The organism is Micromonospora echinospora (assembly GCF_900091495.1).
Taxonomy (GTDB): Bacteria; Actinomycetota; Actinomycetes; order Mycobacteriales; family Micromonosporaceae; genus Micromonospora; species Micromonospora echinospora.
Window position 1 is genome coordinate 5,370,100 of record NZ_LT607413.1, and the last position, 25,283, is coordinate 5,395,382.

Genomic DNA, 25,283 nt, shown 5'->3' on the forward strand with positions numbered 1-25,283 from the left:
GACAGGGGGTGTGGCGGGACGTCGGTCACCAGCGGTGCTCACCGCGACCTCCGGTGGCCCCGCAGCAGCATGTAGATCAGGTAGGGGCCGCCGATCGCGGCGGTCAGCACACCGGCCGGCAGCTGGGTCGGCGCGAAGAGCCGCCGGGCCGCCAGGTCGGCCAGCACCAGCAGCAGGGCCCCGAACAGCGCGGAACACAGCAGCGGGGGCCGGTCCGCCCGCACCAGCCGCCGCGCCACCTGCGGCGCGACCAGGGCGACGAAGTCGACCGCGCCGACCTGGGCGGTGACCATCGCGGCGCAGAGCACACCGGTGCCGGCGAGCCCGATCCGGCGGGCCACCGGACGCAGCCCGATGCCCCGGGCGGTGTCGTCGTCCAGCGAGGTGCTGTTCAGTGCCCAGCCGGCCCAGAGCAGCACCGGCAGCAGGACGAGCAGCGTGGCGGCGATCCAGGCGGTCTCCGTCCAGCCCCGGCCGGCGAGCGTGCCGATCAGCCAGACCTGCGCCCGCAGCCCGTCGATCGGGTCGGCGGTGAGCATGACCACCTCGGTCAGCGCCCGCAGGGCGAAGGCGACCGCCACGCCGGCCAGCACGAACCGCTGGGCGGCGAGTCCGTGCCGGGCGCCGAGGGCGAGCACCAGGGCGGCGGCGACCAGGCCGCCGGTCAGCGCCGCCGGGGCGACCAGCACGGCGGCGGCGCCACCGGTCAGGGCGATGGTCGCGGCGAGCCCCGCCCCCTGGGTGATGCCGATGACGTCCGGACTCGCGAGGGGGTTGCGGGAGACGCTCTGGATCAGCGTGCCGGCCACCCCGAACGCCGCGCCGGCCACCGCCGCCAGCACGAGTCGGGGCAGCCGCAGCTCCAGGACGACCAGGTCGTACGGGGTGCCGGCGCCGGCGAGCGCCCGCAGGACGTCAGGCGCGGCGACGTACGGGGTGCCGACGGAGAGGCTCAGCAGCATGGCGACCGCCAGCAGCGCGGTCAACGCGGCGGCGACCAGCACCGAGCGGCGTCGGACCTGCACCCCCACCGGCCCGGCCCGCAGCAGCCAGCGGCCGGGCAGCCTGCGGGTAACGTCCGGCGCGGCGGAGCCCCGCCCGGCGCGCTCGGCGGCAGCGGTCACGCGGTCACCAACCGGGCACGGCGGACCAGGACGGCGAGCAGGGGCGCGCCGATCAGGGCGGTGACGATGCCGGCGGGTATCTCCCCGGGCGGGGCGACCAGCCGGCCGACGACGTCGGCACCGAGCAGCAACGCCGGCCCGAGCAGCGCGGAGACCGCGAGGGTCCACCGGTGGTCGGCGCCCACCAGGGCACGGGCCAGGTGCGGCACGGCCAACCCGACGAACGCGATCGGCCCGGCGGCCGCGACGGCGGCCCCGGTCAGCAGCACGGCGGCCGCGCCTCCGCCGACGCGGACCAGGCCGATCCGGTGGCCCAGGCCCCGGGCCACGTCGTCGCCGAGGGCGAGCGCGTCCAGGCCCCGGGCGACCAGGGCCGCCAGCGCCAGCCCGGCCAGCACGAACGGAAGGACCTGCGCGGCGACGGAGAGGTCCCGCCCGGCCAGCCCGCCGACCACCCAGAACCGGTACTCCTCGAAGGTCCGGGCGTCGATGCTGAGCAGCGCGTACACCACGGAGGCGAGACTCGCGTCCAGGGCCGCGCCGACCAGCGCCAGGGTGACCGGGCTGGCGCCCTCCCGGGCGCGGGCCGCCACGGCGAGGACCAGCAACCCGGCGAGGACCGCGCCGCCGATGCCGAACCACACGTACCCGGCCAGCGTGCCGACACCGAACACGGAGATGGCCAGCACCACGCCGAACGACGCGCCGGCGCTGATGCCGAGGATCCGGGGTTCGGCGAGCGGGTTACGGGTGAGGGCCTGGAGGAGCACCCCGGCCACCGCGAGCGCCAGGCCGACGGCGAGGCCGAGCGCGGTACGCGGCATGCGCAGCTCGCGGACGATGGTGCTCGCCTCGCCGCCGTCCGGGGCGACCAGCGCGTGCCACACCTGGTCCACGCCGAGCGGGCGGCTGCCGAGGGCGAAACTGACCAGCACGGCGACGAGCAGCACGACGGCGGCCACGAGGGTGACCGCGAGACGGCGGCCACTCCGGGCACCGGTGCGGTGGCCGGCGGCGGCCGGCGGGCTGACGAGGGCGGTCACGGGTCTCCCACGAGCGAGATTAGGGTCGCCTTACCTTAGCGGGCGGGATCCGGTGAACCTTACCTGCGGTCGCCGATCGACCCTCGTTGAGCTGCGTGGATGGTCGGGCGGGCGCTCGGGGGCGTCGCCGCGCCGCCGCGCGCCGCGTCCCGCGGTCAGCCGAGCCGGTGCCGGGTCGCGTAGCGGGCCGCCTCAACGCGGTTCCGGGCGCCGATCTTCGCGAACGCGTTGTTGATGTGGGTCTTCACGGTCGTCTCGGCGACGAAGAGGGCCGCCGCGATCTCGGCGTTGGTCCGCCCCTGGGCCAGCTGGCCGAGCACCTCCGCCTCGCGCTGGGTCAGCCCGTCCGGCAACCGGTCCCGGGTCGGCGGCTGCGCCGGCCGGGTCATCGCGTCGACGAGCCGGGCGGAGACCACCGGGTCGAACACGGCGTGCCCGGTGACCGCCGCCCGCAGCGCCATGCCGATCTCGGCCCGGCCGGCGTCCTTGGTCAGGTAGCCGCGGGCCCCGGCCGCGAGCGCCCCGGCGATCGACTCGTCGTCGGCGTACGTGGTCAGCACCACCACCGCGACGTCCGGGAACCGCTCCCGGATCATCCCGGTCGCGGTCACCCCGTCGAGGACGGGCATCCGCAGGTCCATCAGGACGACGTCCGGTTTCCGGTCGGCGACGAGGTCGAGCGCCCGCGCGCCGTCGCCGGCCGCCCCGACGACGGTGACCCCGTCGGTGAGTTCCAGCAGGGCGGTCAGCCCCTCCCGGACGAGTTGCTGGTCGTCGACGACCAGCACCCGCAGCGGCCCGTCGGTCATGCCGGCACCTCCACGGTGACTCGCCACGCGCCGTCGACGACGCCCGCCTCCAGGGTGCCACCGACGAGCGCGATCCGTTCCCGGGCCCCGGTCAGCCCGTATCCGCCCGCCCCGTCGCCGACGGGCCGGGCCGGGGCCGGATTGTCCACGCTGAGCCGCACGGTCGGCCCCCGGTAGTCGAGGGTGACGGCGACCGGAGCGCCCGGAGCGTGCCGGGCCGCGTTGGTCAGCGCCTCGCGCGCGGTCCGCAACAACGACACCTCGGCCCCGGACGGCAGGCCACGGGGGCTCCCCTCGGTGCGCAGGGTGACCGTGGCCAGGTGGTCCGCCCGGTGGGCGGCGACGAGGTCGCCGAGCGCGCGGGACAGCGGTGGCACGTCGGCCCGCAGCGCCGCGACCGCCGAGCGGGCCTCGACCAGCCCGTCGCTGGCCAGCCGGCGCGCCCGGCGGATCCGGGCGGCGGCGGCTGTGACGTCGCCCCGCTCGGTCAGCTGGGCCTCGGCGACCTCCAGCTGCACCCCGAGCGCGCCCAGCGAGTGGGCCAGCACGTCGTGCAGCTCCCGGGCGATGCGGGCCCGCTCGTCCAGGGCCGCCGCCCGGGCCTGGGCCTGCTGGGTACGCGAGGTCTGCTCCAGCAGCAGCGCGGTCTGCTCGGCCCGCAACCGGTACTCCCGTCGGTGCAGGCTGAACAGCACCAGGATGATGATCAGCGTGGGCTGGGTCAGTATCGCCGTCGCCCCGCGTCCGGCGAGCCAGAAGCCGGTCAACAGGACCGCGATGACCGCCCCGGTGAGGGCGAGGATGGCCCACGTCGGGGTTCGTGGCAGCAGCACGAAGGTGAACAGCGCGGCGTAGAGGTACAGCGGCGCCGAGGCGTTCTCCGGCACGCCCGCGACGGTGGCCGGCAGCAGTGTCGCGAGGGCCAGACCGGCACGGGCGAGCCGGGGCCACCGGATGTCGGCGGCCACGAAGAGGAACCAGCAGGCGAGACTGGCGGCGAGCACCGCCCGCACCACGGCGTCCACCGGGGTGAGGTACACCAGCGCCCAGACCAGCAGCGCGCTGACCACGATCCGGACCAGCCAGCCGGTCTCCGGGTCGTCGGCCCGCAGCAACCGTACGCCCCGGCGGGTCAACCGGCGCAGTCCCGTGACCAGGGTCAATCGCGCTCCCGTACCAGGGTCAGAATCAGGTCGAGCACCAGCAGACGGTAGGCGACGAACGCGAGTCCCACCAGTCCGAGCACCACCAGGATCGCCACCACCACACGGCCGGTCATCCTGCCTCCCTCCCGTTCGAGCACCCGGTCGATGACGGCACCGACCAGCCGGGTGCCCCGGCTGCCGTTGCGGTCGCCGGTCAGCAGATAGTTCGCGGTACGGACGACGGTGCCGCGACGGTCGTCCCGGTTCTCCGTACTGCGCTTCCGTTCGGTCATGACCGGCACGCTACGAGCGGGAGCGGGTGGACCGGCACCATCGGAGGGTGGAGATCAGGGTGGAGCCGCCCGGAGGAGCCCCCGGGAAGCGCTCAGGGCCCGCCGTGGGCGGGCCCTGAGCGTCGGGCGGAGGGTCGGAACTACTACAGGCGGGCCTCGATGGCCTCGATGATGCGGGGGCGGAGCTCGGCGGCCCGGATGACGGCGTCGACCGAGCCGACCTCGACCGCGCGCTGGATGTTGTGCACGCGGTCGAACTCCGCCGCCACCTCACCGAGCTTCTCCGCGCGGACCGACGCGCGCAGCTCGTCGAGCTCGGCGGTCAGCGTGGCGCGGTCGGTGCCGGAGGCGCTCGCGACGCGGGCCTCCAGGTCCCGCACGCGCGGGTCGGCCGCCGTGCGGGCGTTGACCTCGCCGGAGAACACCACCGCGGCGGCGGGGGCGCCGCCGAGCACCGAGGCGAACGAGCCCTCCAGCGCGAGCACGGTCATGTTCGGGTTCAGCGCCTTGGAGAACACCACGAACGCGCCGCCGTGGTAGCGCGAGATCACGCAGAACACGATCGGTCCCCGGAAGTTCACGATTGCGCGGCCGATCTCGGCGCCGTACTCCAGCTGGAGCTTGCGCATCGACTCCGGCGAGCCGTCGAAGCCCGACAGGTTCGCCAGCACCACCAGCGGACGGTTCCCGCTGGCCGCGTTGATCGCCCGCGCGGCCTTCTTCGACGAGCGCGGGAAGAGGGTGCCCGCGGTGTAGGTGTCCGGGCCGTCGGTGGGCGGGAAGCCCCGCCGGGGAACCGACCGGGACTCGATGCCGAGCAGGCACACCGGCATGCCGCCGAGGTGGACGTCCTGCACCACCGCGGTCTCCGCGTCGGCCATGCCCGCCCAGCGTTCCAGCACCGGGTGGTCCTGGTCGGAGAGCGCCCGCATCACGGTGCGGATGTCGAACGGCTTCTTCCGGTCCGGGTTGGCCTCGACCGAGAAGATCTCGCCGACGGTGGTGAAGTCGCTGCCCTCCACCGCGTGCGGGAAGTCGGAGACGTCCCGGTCGACGGGGTCCGTGGTCGTCGCCCGCCGGGGCGTCTGCTCGCCGGGCGCGACGTACGTGTGGTCGTAGTGCAGCATCAGCACGTCCCGGGCGGCGGCCAGGTTCGGCGCCCAGTACTGCGCCTGCCCGTTCGGGCCCATCACCCGGTCGTAGCCGCCGATGCCGAAGTTGTCCTCGGCCGACACGCCACCGGAGAAGTCGAGCGACTGCTTGCCGGTGAGCACCATCGCCGAGTCCGGCGTCATCACCAGGACGCCCTTGGTGTGCATCAGCATCGTCGCCTCGGCGTTCCAGTACGGCTGCGCGCCGACGGTGATGCCCGCGACCACGATGTTGATCTCGCCGCCGTCCTGGGTGAACTCGACGATCCGCTTGAGCGCCGCGGCCACCCAGTCCATGTTCTCCGTGCCGGACTCCATCGAGATCCGGGCCCCGGCGGAGAGCGCGTACCACTCCAGCGGCACCCCCATCCGCTCGGCCAGGTCCAGCGCGGCGATCACCCGGCGGCACTCCGGCTCGGACAGCGCGCCGAGCGACTTCGTCGGGTCGCCGAGCAGCACGACCCGGGTGACGCCCTGCGGGTGCCGCGGGGTCGGCGTGGTGACCACACCGGCCACGATCGCGGCGCTGTTGCGTCCCTTCGGCCGCGCGACGGGCACCAGCGCGTGCTGCTCGTCGAGGTCGTGCTCGACGAAGTCGCCGAGCAGGCCGGTCAGCTCGTACGGGTACACCGTGTTGCGGCTGGCCGCCCGGAGCACCTTCTGCCGGTAGCTGTCCAGCGGCTCGACCGGCTCGTCGGACGGCTCGCCGATGGTCAGCTCGGTGCCCCCGGCGGCGTCGAAGGAGACCCGCACCGCGACCTTGGCCAGCTCACCGGTCTCCCGGTCTTGCTGCCGCCCGATGAACAGGATCTCCTCCAGCCCGGCGCCGGCCGTCGTCGGCAGCACGCGCCCGGCGATCATCTCCAGCTCGGCGCGGGTGAGGTCGCTCGGCGGCCAGACGTAGACCACGACCCGGTTGGTGTTGACGCGCTTCGTCGACGGCCGCCGGGACCGCTCGCGGCGGATCGAGTCGAGACAGGCGGCGATGGTGTCCTCGGCCGTCGGCAGCGCGACCAGCCGGCCGTCGTGGTCCCGCAACGCGGTCAGGTCGCGCACCTGCGCGAACGCGACGAGGCGGTCGTCCGACGGGTTCTCCCGGGCCACGCACTGGAAGAGGTAGACCTCCTCGTCCGACGACGGCAGTCGGGTGAGGTCGAACTTGCTCAGCCGCTCCAGCTGCATCCGCTGGGCGATGTACGGGTGCAGGCCCCGGACCAGCCGCTCCTCGGTCATCCCGGCGGTCGACGGGCGGAACGTGAAGTGGTGGTGCATCACCGCGCCGCTGCGCCCGGCCACCGTCGTGGTGAGTCGGCTGACCTCGCTCGGCAGCGGGTACGCGCTGACGACCTCCTGGAGCGCCGCCGCCATCGCGGCGGAGTCCTCCGGCTGGTTCTCCCAGGCGAGGTAGATGTCGGCGTCGATGGCGCCCTCGCCGCTGGCCAGCTCGGCGAGCCCGCGCAACGCGTCGCCCAGCGCGTCGAAGCTGACCGCGGCGGAGACCACGCACGAGTCCGCCCGCTTGGCGACCACGAACGTGCAGCCCGCGTTCTCGCTGGTGCGGACGCCGAGCAGCCCCTTGTTGCCGTAGTACCGCCGGGTCAGCACCTCCAGCATCACCACGTTGTCCAGGTCGGCGCGGCCCAGCCGCTGCCCGAGCAGACGCACCAGCGGTTCGGTGCTGCGGACCATCTCGGCGATCCGCTCGGCGCGGTCCGGCGCGTCCGGGTGCGCGTCCAGGTGGCTCAGGTGCTTGCGGACGTTGGCGTAGACCCGGGCGCGGTTACGGCGCAGCAGCGGCTGGGCGAACCAGGAGAACACCACGCCGCGTGCGAGGTCGGCGATCACGGGGAAGCGGACCTGCGTCGCGGCCACCAGCCGTTCCAGCACGAGACCGGCCGGCTCCCGCTGCGCCTCGTCCGGCGGGGACTCCTGGAGCCACGCGCGCAGCAACGCCGTGACGACCATGGCGTCGACGGACGACCGCTGCTGGGCGAGGAAGATCCGGAACACGGCGGCTTCGAGCTCGGGGGAGCGCTCCAGGTCGGTGACACCGTAGTGCCCGAGCGCCTTGGCGAGCTTGGCCTGGAACGCCTGCGGCAGCGCGGCCCGTTCCACGTCGAGGCACTGGAGGTAGGTGTGGAAGTACTCGCGGGCGCTGTGCACGTGGCCGTCACCGCCGCCGTCCTCGCCGCTCGGCCGGTTGCGGCTCAGCTCGGCCAGGTCGGCGAAGACGTCCACGAGTTCGAGTTCCTCGGCCAGCGGCCGGTGGCCGTCCGCGATGGCCGCCCGGCGGGCGGCGAGGTAGTCGTCGAGCACCCGGCGTTCGTCGTGCGGGTCGACGTCGAAGCCCAGCAGCAGGCTGCGCAGGTCCTCCTGGCCGCGGGTGGTGCGCGCCCGCGCGGGGAGCGACCCCGGCGCGGCGGGCAGGTCCAGTTCGACGGACTCGGTGGCCGAGGTGTCCTCGGCCGCGTCGTCGGCGAGCGGCTCCAGTCGCACCAGCGGCGCGCCGGCCTCCACCTGGCTGCCCACGGAGACGACGCATTCCTTCAGCCGCGCCTTGAACGGCGCACGCAGCACCGTCTCCATCTTCATGCTCTCCAGCACCAGCACCGGCGCGCCCGCCTCGACCTCGGCGCCGACCTTCAGCGGCGTGGCGACGACCAGCGCGGGGGAGGGTGACCGCACGACGCCGCCCTCGTCACGGCTGACCCGGTGCGTCACGCCGTCCACCTCGACCAGGTGGACCGGCCCGTGCGTGCCGGTGAGCAGGCGGTACCGGACGCCGTTGACGACGATCTGCCCGGTGTGCCGGTCGAAGCGGTCCAGCTCGACGTCGGCGGTGCGGGCGTCGTCACCCGCTTCGATGCCGACGCGGAACCGGTGCGCGCCGACCCGCGCGACGCGCACGCGGTAGCCGACGCCGCGCAGCTTGAGGTCCAGCGGCCGGCCGCTCTCGTGCTGCACCTGCGGGCGTCCGCCGAAGGCGGTCGAGAGCAGCCGCTCGCGCTCGGCGCGTTCCTCCTCCTCGTACGCCTCGATGGCGGCGGCGGCCAGCGCGACGGCGGAGTGCCGGTGCGAGACGAGCCGGCCCTCGCCCCGGACCCGGTCGATCCAGCCGGTGTCCGCGCTGGCGTCGATCACCTCGGGCTGGTCGAGCAGGTCGAGCACGAAGCTCTTGTTCGTGGCGCCGCCCTCGATGATCACGGTCGTCTGCGCCATCGCGCGACGCAGCCGGCCGAGCGCCTCGTCCCGGTCGCGGCCGTAGGCGATGATCTTCGCGATCATCGAGTCGAAGTCGGCGGGGATGGTGTCGCCCTCGCTGACGCCGGTGTCCACCCGGATGCCCGGCCCGGCGGGCAGGTCCAGCCGTGCGATGCGGCCGGGGGAGGGCGCGAAGTCGCGGTCGGGGTCCTCGGCGTTGAGCCGGGCCTCGATGGCGTGCCCGCGCTCCGCCGGCGGCTGACCGACGAGGCGTCCGCCCGAGGCCACGTGCAGTTGCGCCTTGACCAGGTCGAACCCGGTGGTGGCCTCGGTGATCGGGTGCTCGACCTGGAGGCGGGTGTTGACCTCGAGGAACGCGAACAACTGGTCGCCGGGGTGGTAGAGGAACTCGACGGTCGCCGCGCCCCGGTAGCCGACCGCGACGGCCAGCCGCTCGGCCGACGCCTTGAGTTCGGCCGCCTGCGCCGGGCTGAGCACCGGCGACGCCGACTCCTCGATGACCTTCTGGTTGCGCCGCTGGACCGAGCAGTCGCGGACACCGAGCGCCCACGCGGTGCCCTCGCCGTCGGCGATCACCTGGACCTCGACGTGCCGGGCGCCGGTGACCAGGCGCTCCAGGAACACGACGCCACTGCCGAACGCCCGCGCAGCCTCCTGGCTGGTGCGCTCGTAGGCGTCGGCCAGTTCGGCCTCGTTGGTGATCACGCGGATGCCCCGCCCGCCGCCGCCCGCGGTCGCCTTGAGCATCAGCGGGTAGCCGATCCCGGCCGCCGCGGCCAGGGCGGCGTCGAGGGTCTCGACCGCGCCACGGCTCCACGGCGCGACCGGCACGCCGACCTCCTCGGCGATCAGCTTCGCGCCGATCTTGTCGCCGAGCTTGCGCATCGCGTCCGGGCTCGGTCCGACGAAGGTGACGCCGATCCGCTCGCACAGCTCCGCGAACGCCGGGTCCTCCGCGACGAAGCCCCAGCCGACCCACGCGGCGTCCGCCCCGGTCTCCCGCAGCGCGCGCTCCAGCACCTCCAGGTTGAGGTACGGCCGCGCGGAGGCCGGGCCGAGGTCGTAGGACAGGTCCGCCTCACGGACGAAGGTGGCCGTCCGGTCGACGTCGGTGTACAGGGCGACGGTCTCGATCCGTGTTCCGGTCTCCGCGGCGATATCCCGTACGGCATGGATGAGCCGCATTGCGGCCTCGCCGCGGTTGACGATGGCGACACGACTGAACATCCGACCGAACTCCTTCTCAGCGCCCGTTGGGCGAATCGGCACCTTTACATCGACTTTCGTCGCTCATAGTATTGACTCGCCAACCCTGCGCAGCAACCGCCTCTCGTCTCCTGCGCCCGAGTTGAAACTCCCCCAGCTTAGACATCGGGGCTCATCTGACGGGCACTCGTGTCCGCCGTCGGCCGCTGCCCGCTGGTCGGCCGTGAGGCGCGCCAGGGTGCCTGACGCGACCCCCGGCGGGGGTCCGTACGGGAGGCGCGGCGCGTTCGCGGTCCGGTCCACGGCCCCGACGATCCGCCCTGCGGCTCGAAGGGTGCTCGAGGGACGCCGGTCCGCCGGGGCGCGGGCGGAAGCCGTCCCGGGCGCGGCCTCCCCGGGCCGCACGGGTGCGTGCAGACATCCTTGTCCCCAGATGATCGATCCATTAACGTCAATGCGTGCCCAGTATGAGACCTCCGACCCTCCGCGTGGTGTCGCTCGCGGCCCTCCTGGCGCTGGCCGGTGGCGCCGGTGCCTGCGCGCCGGCCGGAACGGAGGACGACGGCAGGACCGTCAAGGTCGGCCTCTCCGCCGCGTTCAGCGGGAAGTCCGCCTACTACGGCCAGGACGCCGAGAAGGGCATCGAACTGGCCATCGAGCACCTCGGGCAGAGCATGCCCGAGGTCACCTTCCAGCTGGTCACCGCCGACGACGAGTGCTCGCCCCAGGGCGGCGCCGCCGCCTTCCGCCGGCTGGCCGACGTCGACCGGGTGGACGCCATCCTCGGATCGCCCTGCTCCTCCGGCACCCTCGGCGGCATGCCGACCCTCGCCCGGAGCAAGACCCCGGCGATGACCTTCGGGTCCACCAACGCCAAGATCAGCGAGCAGTCCGGCGTGGGCGGCAACCCGTACATGTGGCGCATGAACATCGACGACTCGATCATGGGCAGGTACTGGACCCGGTACATCGCCGACGCCGGCCGCACACGCGCCGCCATCCTGGCGGCCAACAACGACTTCGGTCGCGGAGCAGCCGACCTCTACCGGAAGCTGCTGCCCGAGGCGGGTGTGGAACTCGTCGCCACCGAGTTCTACGACCTGGGCGCCAGCGACCTGCGGGCCCAACTGGCGAAGGTCCGCGCCGCGAACCCGGACGCGTTCGTCACCTTCGCCGAACCGCCCGACTGCGCCCAGATGCTGCGCCAGATGCGCGAGACGGGCATGACGGTCCCGGTGTACGGGCGCGGCGGCTGCGCCACCGCCGAGGGGATCCGGCTCACCGGTGACCCGGCCCTGGCCGAGGGCGTCCAGGAGGCCACCTACTGGACGGCCTCCGAGGCGCAACGGCCGCTGCTCGACGGGTACCGGGCCCGGTACGGCCAGGACGTGCCGCCGTACAACGCGGCGCTGGCGTACTACGGGATGCTGACCCTCGCCGAGGCGGTCCGGCACGGCGGGACCGACCGGGCGGGCATCCTGGCCGGGCTGAAGAAGGTGGACTTCACCACCGGCATCGGGCCGATCAGGTTCGACGAGCACCACCAGGCCCACCCGAACATGTTCATCCTCCGCATCGAGGGCGGGAAGATCAAAGTCCTCGACGTCGTCGACACGGGCAAGTGAACGGCACGGCCAGGTGGGCGGACTCCTCGACCAGCTCGTCAACGGTCTGACGCTCGGCTCCCAGTACGCCCTCGTGGCGGCCGGGCTGGCGCTCGTCTTCGGCGTCCTGGAGATCGTCAACTTCGCGCACGGCGAGCTGGTGATGGTCGGCGCCTACCTGCTGTACGCGGGCTCCGCGTACCTGGGGCTGCCGTACCCGGTCGCCGCGCTCGCCACGGTCGTCGGGATGGTGGTCGTCGGGATCGGGTTCTACCTGGCCGTGGTGCACCGGATCCTGCACCGGGGCTGGCAGGTCCAGCTCGTCGCCACGCTCGCCGTGTCGATCGTCCTGGTGAACCTGGCGATCGTGGTCGAGGGCTCGCTGCCCAAGACGGTCTACAGCGAGCAGAGCCTGCGCACTGTGGACCTCGCCGGGACCCCCGTCGCGGTGCAACGGCTGGTCGTGCTCGGGGCCACCGCGGCCACCTTCGCCGCGCTCGTGGTGTTCCTGCGCCACACCCGCACCGGGCGGGCGATGCGGGCGCTCGCCCAGAACCGTGAGGCGGCCGTCGTGGTGGGCCTGCCGGCCGCGCGGATCGGGCTGGTGACGGTGGCGACCGCCGCCGCCCTGGCGGGTGTCGCCGCGGTCACCGTCACGCCGCTGTACAGCGCCTCGCCGACGATGGGGACGCTGCTGGCCGTCAAGGCGTTCGCCGCCGTCATCATGGGCGGCTTCGGCAACGTCAGCGGCGCGGTGGTCGGCGGCTTCGTCCTCGGCGTCAGCGAGGCCCTGGCCATCGGCTACCTCTCCAGCGCGTACGCCGACGTGATCGTCTTCTCCGTCATGATCGTGGTGTTGCTGGTCCGCCCGAACGGGCTGTTCGGGCGGGTGGTGCGCGCGTGAGACCAACCGGCGCGGCCACCACCGGGCTCGGCCGGACGGCGCGGCGGGCCGGGCGGGGGAGACCACGCGTCGAGCCGGTGGTCTGGTCGCTCGGGGCGGCCTTCGCGGCCGTGCTGCCGCTGGTCCTGCCGGTGCCGTACCACCTCTCCACCGCGATCACCGCCCTCATGTTCGTCGCCCTGGCGGTCTCCTTCGACCTGGTGGTCGGCCGGATCGGCGCGCTCAGCCTGTGCCAGCCGGTCTTCTTCGGCTTCGGCTCGTACGCGGCGGCGATCCTGAGCACCCGGCACGGCTGGTCGTTCGGGCCGACCCTGGCCGTGGCCGCGCTGGCCGCCGTCGGCGTGGCCCTGGCCATCGGCGTCCCGTCGTTCCGGCTGTCGCTGCACGCCTTCGCGATCGCCACCCTCGGCTTCGCGACCATCGCGGTGCTGCTCGCCAAGAACTGGGTCGGCCTCACCGGTGGACCGCTCTGCACCACCGGCGTGCCGGCGATGACCCTGTTCGGCGTCGAACTCACCTCGCTGGCCGCGCAGTACTACGTCGTCCTGGGTTTGGCGGCGCTCACCGTCGGGGTCGCCTTCGGCGTCTCCCGCAGCCGGCTCGGCCTCGCCCTCACGGCGGTCCGGGACGATCCGGTGCTGGCCGCCGCCCGGGGTCTGTCGCCGACCGCGTTCCGGCTCACCGCCTTCGGCCTCTCGGCCGCGCTCTCGGCGACGGTGGGCGTCTTCAACGCCTACTTCCAGTCGGTGGTGTGCCCGGAGAACCTGGACATGTCCTACATGACCGCACTACTGATCATGGTGTTCGTCGGGGGACGGGGCAGCCTGCGCGGCGTGGTGTCGGCGGCCCTGCTCTTCACCGTGCTGCCGCAACTGCTGCACCTCGCCGAGGAGTGGCGGATGGTCATCTACGGGCTGGTCCTGCTCGGGGTGGTCATCGCGGTCCCGGACGGCCTGGAACGGGCGTTCCAGGCGGCCGGTCGGCTCCGGCGGCCACCACCGCCCCCGCCACCACCGGCGACGGCCCCACCGGCGACGCGCGAGAAGGCGACCCGGTGAGCGGCGGGGAACTGGCGGTACGCGGGCTCGGCAAGGCGTACGCCGGGGTGCGGGCCCTGGACGACGTGTCGATCGCGGTCCCCGCCGGTGAGATCGTCGGGCTCATCGGCCCCAACGGATCGGGCAAGACCACCGCGATCGACTGCGTCACCGGCCTCCAGCGGCCCGACACCGGCACGGTCGAACTCGACGGCCGCGACATCACCGGATGGCGACCCGACCGGCTGGCCCACCACGGGCTGGTACGGACGTTCCAGCAGGTGCGCACGTTCGAGTCGCTGACCGTCCGGCACAACCTCCGGGTGGCCGCCCTCGGCCGCCGGCCGCGCTCCCGGCGGCTGGCCGACCTGGTCCGACCCGACCGTGAGGACAAGGCGCTGCGCGCCCGCCTCGACGAACTCGTCGACACCTTCGCCCTCGGCCCGGTCGCCCACCAACCCGCCGGACAGGTCTCCTACGGGCAGCGCAAGCTGATCGAGTTCGCCGCGGCCTGCGTGCTGCCGCCCCGGGTCCTGCTGCTCGACGAGCCGGTGGCGGCGGTCAACCCGACCATCGGCAACCTCATCCGGGACCGGATCCGGGACCTGAACGCCGCCGGCACCACCGTGCTCCTGGTCGAACACAACATCGACCTGGTGGTCGGCCTCTGCCACCGGGTGGTCGTGCTCGACCAGGGTCGCACCCTGGCCCAGGGGAGACCCGGCGAGGTCATCGCCCGCGACGACGTCCAGGAGGCGTACCTTGGCGGCTGACCCCTCCGGGACCCCGGTGCTGGCCCTGCGCGACGTGCACGCCGGCTACCAGGACGTCGAGATCCTCCGTGGCATCGACCTGGACGTGCGCCGGGGCGAGACGGTGTGCGTGGTCGGCGCGAACGGGGCCGGAAAGTCCACCCTGCTGAAGACGGTGTTCGGCATGGTGGCCACGCGGTCCGGTTCGATCCGGGTCGACGGCGTCGAGGTGAGCCGCGACTCCACCCGGGCCCGGCTGGCCCGGGGCGTCGTCCTCGTGCCGCAGGGGCGGTGCAACTTCCCCCGGATGAGCGTCGAGGAGAACCTGCGGATGGGCGGCTACACGCTGCCCCGGAGCGCGGTCGCGGCCGGGATCGACCGGGCGTACCAGACCTTTCCGGTGCTCGGCGAACGGCGTGGCCAGGCGGCCGGCAACCTCTCCGGCGGCGAGCAGCAGCTCCTGGAGATGGCCATGGCGCTGATGCTCGACCCGAAGGTGGTGCTCATCGACGAACCGTCGCTGGGGCTGTCACCCCGGATGCGGCACCACGTCTTCGCCGCGCTCCATACGCTGGCCACGCAGCAGGTGGGCGTGCTGCTGGTCGAGCAGAACGCGGTGCAGGCCCTGACGGTCGCCGACCGTGGCCTCGTGGTCGAGCTGGGCCGGGTCGCGAAGTCGGGAACCGGACCGGACATGCTCGACGACCCCGAGGTCCGACGCGCCTACCTGGGCCTGCCCGCCTGACCCGTCCCGACCGGTCGCCCGGCCCGCACCGCAGGACGCCCTCGTGGACCGCCCGTCACGGGCCGGCGCCGGGACCGGGACGGCTCAGGCGGTTTCCAGTTCCCGCTTCAACCGGCGCAGCGTCTCGCGCATGCCGTCCCGGTTGACCACCGGACGCTCGGTCGCGGCCTTACCCGTGAAGACCCGACCGAGCAGGCGTGCCGCGCTGTTGCGGCGGTCCTGCCAGTACTCGGTCACGTCGGTGCCGTCGCCGGTCTCCGCGAAGCGGTATCCCCAGCGGGCCACCGGCTGGCCGAACGTGGTGACGTCGAAGGCGAACTCCTCGCCCGGCGTCGCGGTGACGACCCGGCAGGTGGTGAACCAGAGGAACGGGCCGCGACGGTTCCAGCCGACGAAGCGCTCCGGCCGTCCACTGTCGCGTCGGGTGACCCAGACCGCGACACACTCCGGGCTCCACCGGGCCATCCGTCGGACGTCGGCGACGGCGGCGTACACCGTCTGCGCCGGCGCCGCCACGGTGATCCGTTCGGTGATCTCCGGGCCCGCCCCGGTCGACTGCGGCGTCACCGGGCCAGCATAGGGGTCACTCGTGGAGCCAGGGAAGGTAGTCCGGGAGGTCCTTGCTGACCCGGCCGGGGAAGGCGGGGCTGCGCCGCTGCCGGAACGAGGCGAACCCCTCCTGGGCGTCGGGACTGTCCACCGCCTCGGCCGAGAGCCGGGAGTCCAGGTGGTGCGCCGGATACGGCGAGTCCAACGCGCTCATCCGGTAGAGCATCTGCCGGATGACCGCCACCGACACCGGCGCGGTCGTGGCGATGAGGGTCCGGGCGAGCTGGTGCGCCTTGTCGAGCAGCTGCTCCGGCTCGTGGACACTGTGCACCAGGCCGGCGGAGAGCGCCTCGGCGGCGTCGAAGGCCCGTCCGCTGACCATCCAGTCCAGGGCGGTTCCCATCCCGACCAGACGGGGGAGGAACCAGGCGGACGCGCCCTCGGCGTAGATGCCGCGCCGGCTGAACACGTACCCGAACCGGGCGTCGGTGGCCGCGAGCCGGTAGTCGGCCGGCAGGATGATGGTCGCGCCGGCGCCGACGGCCGCGCCCCGGACCGCGGCGATGACCGGCTTGTTCATCGCGAAGATCCGCATCGAGCAGCGGCCGGCGGGCTCCGCCCAGGCCGCGTCGGGATCGTCGGGCGTGTCCAGCTCCGACGTGGACAGGTCCAGCCCGGCGCAGAAGTGCTCGCCCGCTCCGGTCAGGATGACCACCCGCACGTCGTCGTCGGAGTCGGCGCGGTCGAACGCGTGGGCGAGCTCGTCGGCCATCCGCACGGTGTAGCCGTTGCGCTCCTCCGGACGGTTGAGCGAGATCGTGGCGGTCTGGTCGGCAACGGCATAGGTGATCTCGCGATACGCGTCCACGTGGGCACCTTAGATCAACTTCAGTTTGCGCAGCAATCCTCCGTCTCCACGGCCCGGCCGACCGTCCGGACGCGAGCGTCGTCCGGCTCGCCCTTGATCGGTAGCGGCCCGTCGGGCACACTTCCGCGGTGTCCTCCGATGTCTTCGACCTGTACCGCCGGCACCTGGGCGAGGGGCTGGGTCGGGTCGCGGCCATGCTCAACACGCCGCTGGAAGTCGGCGCCACGGGCGCGGTCGTGCACACCGCCGACGGCCGCCAGCTGGTGAACTGCGCCGGCTACGGCGTGTTCCTCGTCGGGGCCGGCCACCCGGCCGTGCGCGCGGCCGTGCACGAGCAGATCGACCGGCAGGCGCTGTCCACCCGGGTGCTGCTGAACGAACCGGCGGCGCGGGCCGCCGAGGCGCTGACCTCGGTGGCCCCGGAGGGCCTGGTCAAGGTGCACTTCTCCACCTCGGGCGCGGAGGCGGTGGAGACCGCCATCAAGATCGCCCGAGCGAACGGGCGGCACCGGCTGGTCTCCATGCACAGCGGCTACCACGGCAAGACCACCGGGGCGCTGTCGCTCACCGCCCGGTCGCTCTACCAGGACCCCTTTCGTCCACTGTTGCCGGAGGTCGTCCACGTCCGCTTCGGTGACCTGGACGAGCTGGCCGCCGTCGTCGACCGGGACGTCTGCGTGGTCGTGGAGCCGGTGCAGAGCGAGGGCGGGGTGATCATCCCGGCGCCCGGCTACCTCAAGGCGGTCGAGGAGCTCTGCCGCGACCGGGGCGCGATGCTGGTGCTCGACGAGGTGATGACCGGCCTCGGACGCCTCGGGACCTGGTGGGGAGCGGACCGCGACGGGGTGCGGCCGGACATCCTGCTGGTCGGCAAGGCGCTCAGCGGAGGCCTGGTGCCGGTCGCGGCGACCCTGGCGACCGCGGCGGCCTTCGCGCCGCTCGACAAGGACCCCTACCTGCACACGTCCACCTTCTCCGCGGCCCCCATCGCGATGGCCGCGGTCCGGGCGACGGTCGGGGTGATCCGGGACGAGGGCCTGGTCGACCGTGCGGGCGCCCTGGGGGCGCGGCTGCTGGCGGCATTGACCGAGGCGGCGGGCGTGATCGGGCACCTGGTGGCCGAGGTCCGTGGGGTCGGGCTGCTCATCGGCGTCGAGTTCCGGGCCGGTCACCACGCCGCGGAGTTCCTGATGGACCTGCTCGACAACGACGTGGTGGTGAACCACTCGATGAACGCGCACCCGGTGCTCCGGCTGACCCCGCCGGCGACCATGACGCCGGCCGAGGAGGCCCGGCTGGTCGCCTCGTTCGCGCGTGCCTGTGCCGCCCTGGCCGCACGTTTCCCCGCCGCGACGACCGGCCCCGCGGCATGACGGCACGCACCGTCCTGGTCACCGGCGCGAGCGGCGTCGTGGGCACCGCCGTGCTGGCCGAACTGGCCGGGCACGACGTGATCGCCGGGGTGTTCCGGCGCCTGCCGGCCGGCTCGGACCGGGTCGTCCGGCTGGACCTGCACGCCCCGTCGCTGGGGCTCGACCGCCGTGCCTACCGGGAGTTGTGCGCGGAGGTCGACGTGGTGGTCCACTCCGCCGCCATCGTCAACTTCTCGGCCGACCAGGCCGAGGTCGACCGGCTCAACATCGAGGGCCTCGGCCGGGTGATCGAGTTCGCCGCCGAGGCGGACGCCGTCCTGGTCCACGTCAGCACCGCCTACGTGTCCCGGCACGGCCGGACCGGTGGCGGCGGCCGGCTGGGTACGGAGAAGACCGCCGCCCGGACGGACGAGTACGTGACGTCGAAGTACCTCGGCGAGCGGATGGTCCGCGACAGCGGCATCGACGCGGTCATCGTCCGTCCGGCGATCGTCATGGGCGACTCCCGCACCGGCGTGATCCGGCAGAAGCAGGGCGTCCACCAGCTCGCCGAGTACCTGCTGACCGGGAAGCTGCCGTTCATTCCGGCACACCCCGGCACCTTCTTCGACCTCGTGCCGCAGGACATGGTCGCCCGGGGCATCCGCGCGGTGATCGACGCCGACCTGCGCGACGGCGAGTACTGGCTGACCGCCGGGCCGGCCGGCATGCCGGTGGAGCGCTACCTCGACCTGGTCACCGAGATCGGCCGGGACAGCGGAATCGACATGCCCACGCCCCGGCTCGCGGATCCGTCGATCGTGGACCGGCTGGTGCGTCCCGCGTTCGCCGACGTCCTCGCCGCCGAGGACCTGGCCCGGTTGGACGGCGTGGTGGCGGTCTGCGGACTGGTGATCATTCCCGAGCTGCTGCCGACGTCGTTCGGGACGATTCCCCACGGGCCGGCCGCGATGACCGCCGCCGAGGTCGAGGAGGCGTGGCGGGTGTCCCTGCACCATCTTGTCCAGGGGTTGAAGTCATGATCGTCAACCCGAGCTGAGGAGGCCAACTGATGGAGTGCTCGGTCGTCGTGCACGCCCTGCTGCCCGGGGCGGATGCCAAGGAGTCGTTCGACCGGCTGGCCGACTTCGCCGCCTACCCGAACTTCACCGACACGGTACGGACGGTCGGGGTGACCCAGGTCAGCCCGACCGAGGTGGAGTCCACCTGGGAGGTGAACTTCCGCAAGGGCATTCTGGTCTGGACCGAACGTGACGAGATCGACCCGGTCGGACGCCGGATCGCCTTCGACCAGTTGACCGGTGACTTCGCCATGTTCACCGGCTCGTGGCTGGTCGTCGAGGTCGGCGACGACGTGCGGGTGGAGTTCGCGTCCCGGTTCGACCTCGGCATCGCCTCGCTGGCCAGCCTGATCGACCCGGTGGCGTGCGCGGCCCTGCGCGACGCGGTCCGGGACATCCTGCTCGGGCTGTTCGGCTCCGGCATCGAGGTCCACGCGGTGGAGGCCGCCCCGGTGGCCTGAGTCCGGGGTCACCGGCCATGTCCCAGTCGACAGTGCGTACCGGCAGGTCCGGTGCGGGCGCGGCGGTGACGGCGTAGAGCGCGGCAGCCGCCGCGCGGGTTGCCGCCGTCGCGCAGCCCGCTGACCACGACCGCTCTCGCGTTCTCGTCGACCTGTCGGGCGGCCCAGGCGAGCGCGGCGCCGCTCGGCTCCAGGTGTCTCATGTCGACAGCCTAGGCGTGCCCCGGCACTACCGGCGGCAGGTCACACCGCCCCGTCGTCGCCTGGGATGTCACGGTGCGTCCTAGTCGAGAAGGTCGAAGAAGTCGTTTCCCGTCGCGTCGACCTTGTCCGAGCCGGCGTCCACGCTCGACATGAGCCGGCCGAGGGCGTCGGCGAGCCGCTTGCGGGCCACCGCGTCCAGGGTGAGGCTCGCCAGGTCGGACTCCAGCCGGGTCAGGTCCTCGAGCACCCCGAGCGCCGTGGTCGCCCGCTCGGGCATCAGCTCGCCCCGCAGGTACCCGACCAGCTCTCGGACGTTCGGATAGTCGAGGACCAGCGTGGCCGGCAGCGTGAGGCCGGTCGCGGTGGCCAGACGGTTGCGCAGCTCCACGGCGGTCAGCGAGTCGAACCCGAGGTCGGTCAGCGACCGCGAGCTGTCCAGCTCGTCGCCGGACGCGTGGCCGAGGACCCGGGCGATCTCGGCGAGCACCAACTCCCGCAACACCCGGTCCTGTTCGGCGGGGGGAAGTCCGGGCAGGGTGCGGGCAAGGTCCGCGCCGCCCGGCCGGGCCCCGCCACCGCCGGCCGACCCGGTCCCGCCGGTGACGCCGTGGCCGACCGGGCCGGTGGCCGGTGCCGCAGCGCCGGAGCCGGGCGCGCCACCCGTGGCGAGCAGACCGTGCAGTACGGCGGGAACCGCCCGCCGGTCGTGCCGGCCCAGCAGCGCGGCGTCGACCTCGGCGAGGACCCGCGTCGTCGCGTCCGAGTCGAGCGCGTCCTCCAGCAGGTCCAGCCCGCGCTCCGCCGACAGCGGAGCCAGCCCGATCTCCCGCATCCGGCGCAGCCCGGCGGCGCTCACCTGCTCGGCCATGCCGGCCGGTAGCTCCCAGAGGCCCCACGCCAGCGACTGCGCCGGCAACCCGTTCGCGCGCCGGTGCTGCGCGAGGGCGTCGAGGTAGGCGTTGGCCGCCGCGTAACCCGACTGTCCCGGCGACCCGAGCAGCCCGGCGGCGGAGGAGAACAGCACGAACGCCGCCAGGTCGCACTCCCGGGTCTGCTCGTGCAGGTGCCGTGCGCCGTCCACCTTCGGCCGCAGCACCGCCGCCACCCGCTTCGCGGTCTGCGCCTCGACGACGCCGTCGTCCAACACGCCGGCCAGGTGCAGCACCGCGGTGAGCGGATGCGCGACGGGCACCGACCCGAGCAGTTCGGCCAGGGCCGTCGGGTCGGCGACGTCGCACGCGACGACGCGTACCGACTCGGCGCCCGCCTTTTCTAGCTCGCCGACCAGGTCGGCGGTGCCGGGGGCGTCCGGCCCGCGCCGGGAGGTGAGCAGCAGGTGCCGGGCCCGGCCCCGCTCGACCAGGTGTCGTGCCACGAGGTGACCGAGGGCGCCGGTCGCGCCGGTGAGCAGGACCGTGCCGTCCGGGTTCCACGGGCGGGGGGCGGATGCTTCCGGGGTGCCGGACGCGGCCTCGACCGCCCGGTGGAGCCGGGGCACCAGGAGGCCACCCGCGTCGACGACGACCTGCGGCTCACCGCTGGCGCCCGCCGTGGCCAACGCCGACCGCGACTGCGGCGCGTCGTCCAGGTCCACCAGGACGAACCGCCCGGGATGCTCGGACTGCGCCGACCGCAGCAGCCCCCACGCCGCCGCCTGGGCCAGGTCCCGCGGGGGGTCACCGACCGCGCCCCGGGTCACCACCGCCAACCGGGCCGCGGCGTACCGGGGCTCGGCCAACCAGCGGTGGACCAGCCCCAGCGCGGCCGGGACCACGCCGTGCGGGTCGTCGCCACCCGCCGGGAGTTCGGCGAAGACCACGTCGGGGACCGGGTCGGACGGCGTCAGGTCGTCGAGCCACACCACCGGGGCCTCGGACCGGGGCGGGTCCACCGGCACCCACCGCAGCTCGTACGATCCGCCGTGCGCGGCCGACCCGCCGGGGAGCTGGTCGGCGGCGACGGGCCGCAGGGCGACCTGCCGGACCGTAGCGACCGGGGCGCCGGAGGCGTCGGCGAGGACGACGTCGACGCCGTCCGCCACGCGGGTCAGCCGGACCCGCAACGTCGAGGCGCCGTGGGCGTGGACCTGAAGGCCGGTCCACGTGAACGGCACCGCGATCCCGCCCTCCGGGTCGGCGTCGTCGACCAGGCCGAGCGCGTGCAGCGACGCGTCGAGCAGGGCGGGGTGCAGCAGGAACCCGTCCGTGCCGGCCGCCCCGGCGGGCAACGTCACGTCGGCGAAGACCTCGTCGCCCCGCCGCCACGCCCGTCCGAGTCCCTGGAAGACCGGACCGTAGTCGTAGCCGGCGGCGCGCAGGCGGTCGTAGAGGCCTGCCGTGTCCAGCGGTGTCGCGCCCGGCGGCGGCCAGATCCTCAGCCGGGTGGCGTCACTGGTCCGCACCGGCGCGACCGCCCCGGTCGCGTGCGGGGTCCACGGCCCGTCGGGGTGGCGCGCGTGGATCGTCAGCGGACGCGTCCCGTCGACCTCCGGTTCGGCGAGGACCACCCGGGTCTCGACGACGCCGCCCTCCGGGAGCACCAGCGGGGCCTGCAACAGCAGTTCGACCACCTCGGGGCAGCCGGCGTGGTCACCGGCCCGCGCCGCCAGTTCCGCCAGCAGCGCGCCCGGCACGACGACGGCGCCACCGATCCGGTGGTCGGCGAGCCACGGCTGCGCGGCGACCGACAGCTCACCGGTCAGCAACAGCCCGCCACGGCCCGACGCCGCCGGCACCTCGACCGGTTCCCCGAGCAGTGGCCGGACCGACGGCGTCAGCCAGTACCGCCGACGCTGGAACGGATAGGTGGGCAACTCCACGTGCGGGCCGGTCCCGCCGACCACCGTGGTCCAGTCGACGTCCACGCCCGCGACGAAGAGGCGGGCCAGCGCCTCCCGCACCGAGTCTGCCTCGTCGCGTCCGGTGCGCAGCAGCGGTACGGCGACCGTCCGGCCGCCGGTGGGGTCGGCGGCGTCCAGGTCGTCGACGCAGTCGAGGACCATGGCGGACAGCACGCCCCCGGGGCCGACCTCCAGGAACCGGGTGACCCCCTGGTCGCGGAGCCGGCGCACGCTCTCGGCGAACCGCACCGGTCGCCGTACGTGCCGGGTCCAGTGCCCCGGGGCGATCGCGTCGACCGTCTGCCCCGTCTCGTTGGCGACCAGGGCGATCTCCAGCGGCCGGTGGGTGAGTTCCGCCTCCAGCGCGCCGAACTCCGCCAGCATCGGGTCCATCAGCGGGGAGTGGAACGCGTGGCTGACCCGCAGGCGGGTGGTCTTGCGGCCCCGGGCGGCGAACGCGTCGGCCACCGCCTGGACCGCGTCCTGCGGGCCGGCGACCACGACCGAGGCCGGGCCGTTGACGGCGGCGAGACCGACCCGCGCCGCCGGGTCGGCGATCAGCGGCTCGACCTCGTCCGGGGTGGCCTGGATCGCGACCATCACGCCGCCGGCGGGCAGCTCCTGCATCATCCGGCCCCGGGCGACGACCAGCCGGGCGGCGTCCTCCAGCGACAGCGCGCCCGCCACGTGCGCGGCGGTGATCTCGCCGACCGAGTGGCCGAGGACGACGTCCGGCCGGACCCCCCAGTGCCGCAGCAGGTGGTACAGCGCCACCTCCACGGCGAACAGGGCCGGCTGGGTGTACCCGGTCTGGTCCAGCAGGTCCGCGTCGTCGAGGACCGTCCGGACGGGACGGTCCAGGTGTCGGTCCAGCGCGGCGCAGACCTCGTCGAGGGCCGCCGCGAAGCGTGGCTCGGCGGCGGCCAGTTCCCGTCCCGTCGCCGCCCGCTGCGACCCCTGCCCGGAGAAGACCAGGGCCAGCCTGCCCTCGGTGGCCGTGCCGGTGACCACCGTCGGGGCGTCCCGTCCGGCGGCGAGCGCGGCGAGGCCGTCGCGGTCGAGCACGATGGCGCGCCGCTCGAATCGGGTACGCGCGGCGGCGGCCGCCGCCACCGCGCCGAACGGCAGGTCCGGCCGGTCGGACAGGAGGGTGTCGAGCCGTCCGGCCTGCTCGTGGAGGGCGGCCTCGGTCCGCGCGGAGACCACCAGCGGCCCGGCCGTCGCCGAGCCGCCGGTCGGTACCGGCGCGCGGCCCGGCTCGACCCCCAGGTCGTGCTCGTCCGGCGTCTCCTCCAGGATCACGTGGGCGTTGGTGCCGCTGATCCCGAACGAGGAGACCGCCGCACGGCGCGGCGCGGTCCCGGCTGGCCAGGGCTGCTCCTCGGTGAGCAGGCGCAGCGGGCCGGCCGACCAGTCCACGTACGGCGTCGGCTCGTCGACGTGCAGCGTGCGGGGCAGCCGACCGTGCCGTAGCGCGAGCACCATCTTGATCACGCCGGCCACGCCGGCCGCCGCCTGGGTGTGACCGATGTTGGACTTGACCGACCCGAGCCAGAGCGGGTCCTGCCGTCCGGTGCCGTACGCGGCGAGCAACGCCTTGGCCTCGATTGGGTCGCCGAGCCGGGTTCCGGTGCCGTGCGCCTCGACCGCGTCCACGTCGGACGGCGCGAGTCGCGCGTCGGCGAGGGCGTCGGCGATCAGTCGCTGCTGCGACGGACCGTTCGGCGCGGTCAGCCCGTTGGACGCACCGTCGGAGTTGACCGCGCTGCCCCGCAGGACCGCTAGGACCCGCCGACCGTTCCGGCGGGCGTCGGCGAGACGTTCGAGGACCAGCACCCCGGCGCCCTCGGCCCACCCGGTCCCGTCGGCCGCCGCCGCGAACGACCGGCACCGTCCGTCGGGGGAGAGGCCGCGCTGGCGGCTGAACTCGGTGAAGACCAGCGGTGTCCCGAGCACGGTCACCCCGCCGGCCAGCGCGAGGGCGCACTCCCCGGCACGCAGCGACCGGGCCGCCAGATGCAGGGCGACGAGCGACGACGAACAGGCCGTGTCCACCGACAGCGACGGCCCCTCCAGGCCCAGCGTGTACGAGACCCGACCGGAGACGACGCTCGACGCGTTGCCGGCGAGCAGGAAGCCGCCGACGTCCGGCGGGACGGCGCCGAGGGGCGGCGCGTAGTCGTTGCCGATGACCCCGGTGAACACGCCGGTGCGGCTGCCCCGCAGCGCGCGCGGGTCGATGCCGGCCCGCTCCAGCGCCTCCCAGGAGATCTCCAGCATCAGCCGCTGCTGCGGGTCGGTGGCCAGCGCTTCCCGGGGCGACAGCCCGAAGAAACCGGCGTCGAAGTCACCCGCGTCGTAGAGGAAACCGCCGTGCCGGGCGTACGTGGAGCCGGGCTGGTCCGGGTCGGGGTGGAACAGGTCCGGGTCCCAGCCCCGGTCGGTGGGGAACGGGCCGATCCGGTCCCGCCCGTCGACCAGGTCGGCCCAGAACGCGTCCGGAGTGGACACCCCGCCGGGGAAGCGGCAGGCCATCGCCACGATCGCGATCGGATCGTCGGTGGGGACGTCCGGCTCTTCGCCGGCCGGACGGACCGTGACGGCGGTCGTGGGTCCGGCCGGGCCGGACTGTTCGGCCAGGTAAGCGGCGAGGGCCGACGGGTTGGGGTAGTCGAAGGCGAGCGTGCCGGAGAGCGGCAGTCCACTCGCGTCGGCCAGTCGCTCGGTCAGTTCGAGCGCGCTCAGCGAGTCGAAGCCCATGTCGGCGAACGCCCCGTCGGGCGGAACGTCGTCACGCGGGCGACCCAGTACCGCGGCCGCCTCGGTGCGAACGACGTCCAACCACCACTGCTTGTCGGGGTCCCCCACCGGTCGCCGCCTTTCCGCGCACGTC

Annotated in this window: 17 protein-coding genes and 1 pseudogene; 8 read left to right on the forward strand and 10 right to left on the reverse strand. The window is 74.0% G+C overall.

Annotation, left to right across the window (positions count from 1 at the left end; translation table 11 throughout):
- Positions 1-38: 38 nt before the first annotated feature.
- The 6 genes from GA0070618_RS23890 to GA0070618_RS23915 all read right to left on the reverse strand — a co-directional run bounded on the left by GA0070618_RS23890 (position 39) and on the right by GA0070618_RS23915 (position 10,014).
- Complete coding sequence (locus GA0070618_RS23890; RefSeq protein ID WP_231931429.1) at positions 39-1,124, reverse strand: FecCD family ABC transporter permease; 1,086 nt, start codon at positions 1,122-1,124, stop codon at positions 39-41.
- Positions 1,121-2,167 (reverse strand): FecCD family ABC transporter permease, encoded by a 1,047-nt coding sequence (locus GA0070618_RS23895; RefSeq protein ID WP_088983625.1) that lies wholly within the window; start codon positions 2,165-2,167, stop codon positions 1,121-1,123. Before GA0070618_RS23895 ends, GA0070618_RS23890 begins: the two co-directional genes overlap by 4 nt.
- A gap of 155 nt (positions 2,168-2,322) precedes the next feature.
- Positions 2,323-2,976, reverse strand: coding sequence for a response regulator transcription factor (locus GA0070618_RS23900; protein WP_088983626.1), 654 nt, complete (start codon positions 2,974-2,976; stop codon positions 2,323-2,325).
- Complete coding sequence (locus tag GA0070618_RS23905; RefSeq protein ID WP_088983627.1) at positions 2,973-4,139, reverse strand: sensor histidine kinase; 1,167 nt, start codon at positions 4,137-4,139, stop codon at positions 2,973-2,975. The genes GA0070618_RS23900 and GA0070618_RS23905 overlap by 4 nt, the downstream gene beginning before the upstream one ends.
- Complete coding sequence (locus tag GA0070618_RS23910; RefSeq protein WP_143740366.1) at positions 4,136-4,414, reverse strand: hypothetical protein; 279 nt, start codon at positions 4,412-4,414, stop codon at positions 4,136-4,138. Before GA0070618_RS23910 ends, GA0070618_RS23905 begins: the two co-directional genes overlap by 4 nt.
- 143 nt (positions 4,415-4,557) lie before the next feature.
- Positions 4,558-10,014 (reverse strand): ATP-binding protein, encoded by a 5,457-nt coding sequence (locus GA0070618_RS23915; protein ID WP_088983629.1) that lies wholly within the window; start codon positions 10,012-10,014, stop codon positions 4,558-4,560.
- 470 nt (positions 10,015-10,484) lie between these two features.
- Between GA0070618_RS23915 and GA0070618_RS23920 the strand changes: the two genes are divergently transcribed.
- Genes GA0070618_RS23920 through GA0070618_RS23940 form a run of 5 tightly spaced genes read left to right on the forward strand, consistent with a single transcriptional unit; the run spans position 10,485 to position 15,035 of the window.
- Positions 10,485-11,618 (forward strand): ABC transporter substrate-binding protein, encoded by a 1,134-nt coding sequence (locus GA0070618_RS23920; RefSeq protein WP_157748997.1) that lies wholly within the window; start codon positions 10,485-10,487, stop codon positions 11,616-11,618.
- Between the two features lie 13 nt (positions 11,619-11,631).
- On the forward strand, positions 11,632-12,501 hold the full coding sequence (locus GA0070618_RS23925) for a branched-chain amino acid ABC transporter permease (protein ID WP_088983631.1): 870 nt from the start codon (positions 11,632-11,634) through the stop codon (positions 12,499-12,501).
- On the forward strand, positions 12,498-13,559 hold the full coding sequence (locus GA0070618_RS23930) for a branched-chain amino acid ABC transporter permease (protein WP_143740364.1): 1,062 nt from the start codon (positions 12,498-12,500) through the stop codon (positions 13,557-13,559). Before GA0070618_RS23925 ends, GA0070618_RS23930 begins: the two co-directional genes overlap by 4 nt.
- The gene (locus tag GA0070618_RS23935; protein WP_088983633.1) at positions 13,556-14,311 is read left to right on the forward strand and encodes an ABC transporter ATP-binding protein; all 756 of its coding nucleotides are present in this window, start codon (positions 13,556-13,558) and stop codon (positions 14,309-14,311) included. Before GA0070618_RS23930 ends, GA0070618_RS23935 begins: the two co-directional genes overlap by 4 nt.
- A complete protein-coding gene (locus GA0070618_RS23940; protein ID WP_197701618.1) occupies positions 14,301-15,035 on the forward strand; it encodes an ABC transporter ATP-binding protein in 735 nt (244 codons plus the stop codon). Before GA0070618_RS23935 ends, GA0070618_RS23940 begins: the two co-directional genes overlap by 11 nt.
- Before the next feature lie 84 nt (positions 15,036-15,119).
- Here the strand turns inward: GA0070618_RS23940 and GA0070618_RS23945 are convergent, their stop codons facing one another.
- Positions 15,120-15,602: an SRPBCC family protein gene (locus GA0070618_RS23945; protein WP_170107879.1), complete on the reverse strand. Its 483-nt coding sequence runs from the start codon at positions 15,600-15,602 to the stop codon at positions 15,120-15,122.
- A 16-nt stretch (positions 15,603-15,618) separates the two neighbouring features.
- The gene (locus GA0070618_RS23950) at positions 15,619-16,452 is read right to left on the reverse strand and encodes an enoyl-CoA hydratase-related protein (RefSeq protein ID WP_088983634.1); all 834 of its coding nucleotides are present in this window, start codon (positions 16,450-16,452) and stop codon (positions 15,619-15,621) included.
- 128 nt (positions 16,453-16,580) lie between these two features.
- Here GA0070618_RS23950 and GA0070618_RS23955 point away from each other — a divergent pair, with 128 nt between their 5' ends.
- Genes GA0070618_RS23955 through GA0070618_RS23965 form a run of 3 tightly spaced genes read left to right on the forward strand, consistent with a single transcriptional unit; the run spans position 16,581 to position 19,347 of the window.
- Positions 16,581-17,825 carry an aspartate aminotransferase family protein gene (locus tag GA0070618_RS23955; protein WP_231931430.1) on the forward strand — a complete coding sequence of 415 codons (1,245 nt, stop codon included), beginning with the start codon at positions 16,581-16,583 and terminating at the stop codon, positions 17,823-17,825.
- Positions 17,822-18,847 (forward strand): SDR family oxidoreductase, encoded by a 1,026-nt coding sequence (locus GA0070618_RS23960; RefSeq protein ID WP_088983635.1) that lies wholly within the window; start codon positions 17,822-17,824, stop codon positions 18,845-18,847. Before GA0070618_RS23955 ends, GA0070618_RS23960 begins: the two co-directional genes overlap by 4 nt.
- Before the next feature lie 29 nt (positions 18,848-18,876).
- Positions 18,877-19,347, forward strand: coding sequence for a type II toxin-antitoxin system RatA family toxin (locus GA0070618_RS23965; RefSeq protein ID WP_088983636.1), 471 nt, complete (start codon positions 18,877-18,879; stop codon positions 19,345-19,347).
- Between the two features lie 8 nt (positions 19,348-19,355).
- On the opposite strand, the gene GA0070618_RS33645 is transcribed toward GA0070618_RS23965, so the two are convergent.
- Both GA0070618_RS33645 and GA0070618_RS23970 read right to left on the reverse strand, forming a co-directional pair.
- Positions 19,356-19,550, reverse strand: coding sequence for a hypothetical protein (locus GA0070618_RS33645; protein WP_143740363.1), 195 nt, complete (start codon positions 19,548-19,550; stop codon positions 19,356-19,358).
- Positions 19,551-19,630: 80 nt separating this feature from the next.
- Positions 19,631-25,231, reverse strand: a pseudogene (locus GA0070618_RS23970) (SDR family NAD(P)-dependent oxidoreductase); the annotation flags it as partial.
- Positions 25,232-25,283: the final 52 nt, after the last annotated feature.

Coding starts and splice junctions, on each gene's coding strand:
- GA0070618_RS23900 (WP_088983626.1), bottom strand. CDS start 2,976: ATGACCGACGGGCCGCTGCGGGTGCTGGTCGTCGACGACCAGCAACTC.
- GA0070618_RS23910 (WP_143740366.1), bottom strand. CDS start 4,414: ATGACCGAACGGAAGCGCAGTACGGAGAACCGGGACGACCGTCGCGGC.
- GA0070618_RS23915 (WP_088983629.1), bottom strand. CDS start 10,014: ATGTTCAGTCGTGTCGCCATCGTCAACCGCGGCGAGGCCGCAATGCGG.
- GA0070618_RS23960 (WP_088983635.1), top strand. CDS start 17,822: ATGACGGCACGCACCGTCCTGGTCACCGGCGCGAGCGGCGTCGTGGGC.
- GA0070618_RS23965 (WP_088983636.1), top strand. CDS start 18,877: ATGGAGTGCTCGGTCGTCGTGCACGCCCTGCTGCCCGGGGCGGATGCC.
- GA0070618_RS33645 (WP_143740363.1), bottom strand. CDS start 19,550: ATGAGACACCTGGAGCCGAGCGGCGCCGCGCTCGCCTGGGCCGCCCGA.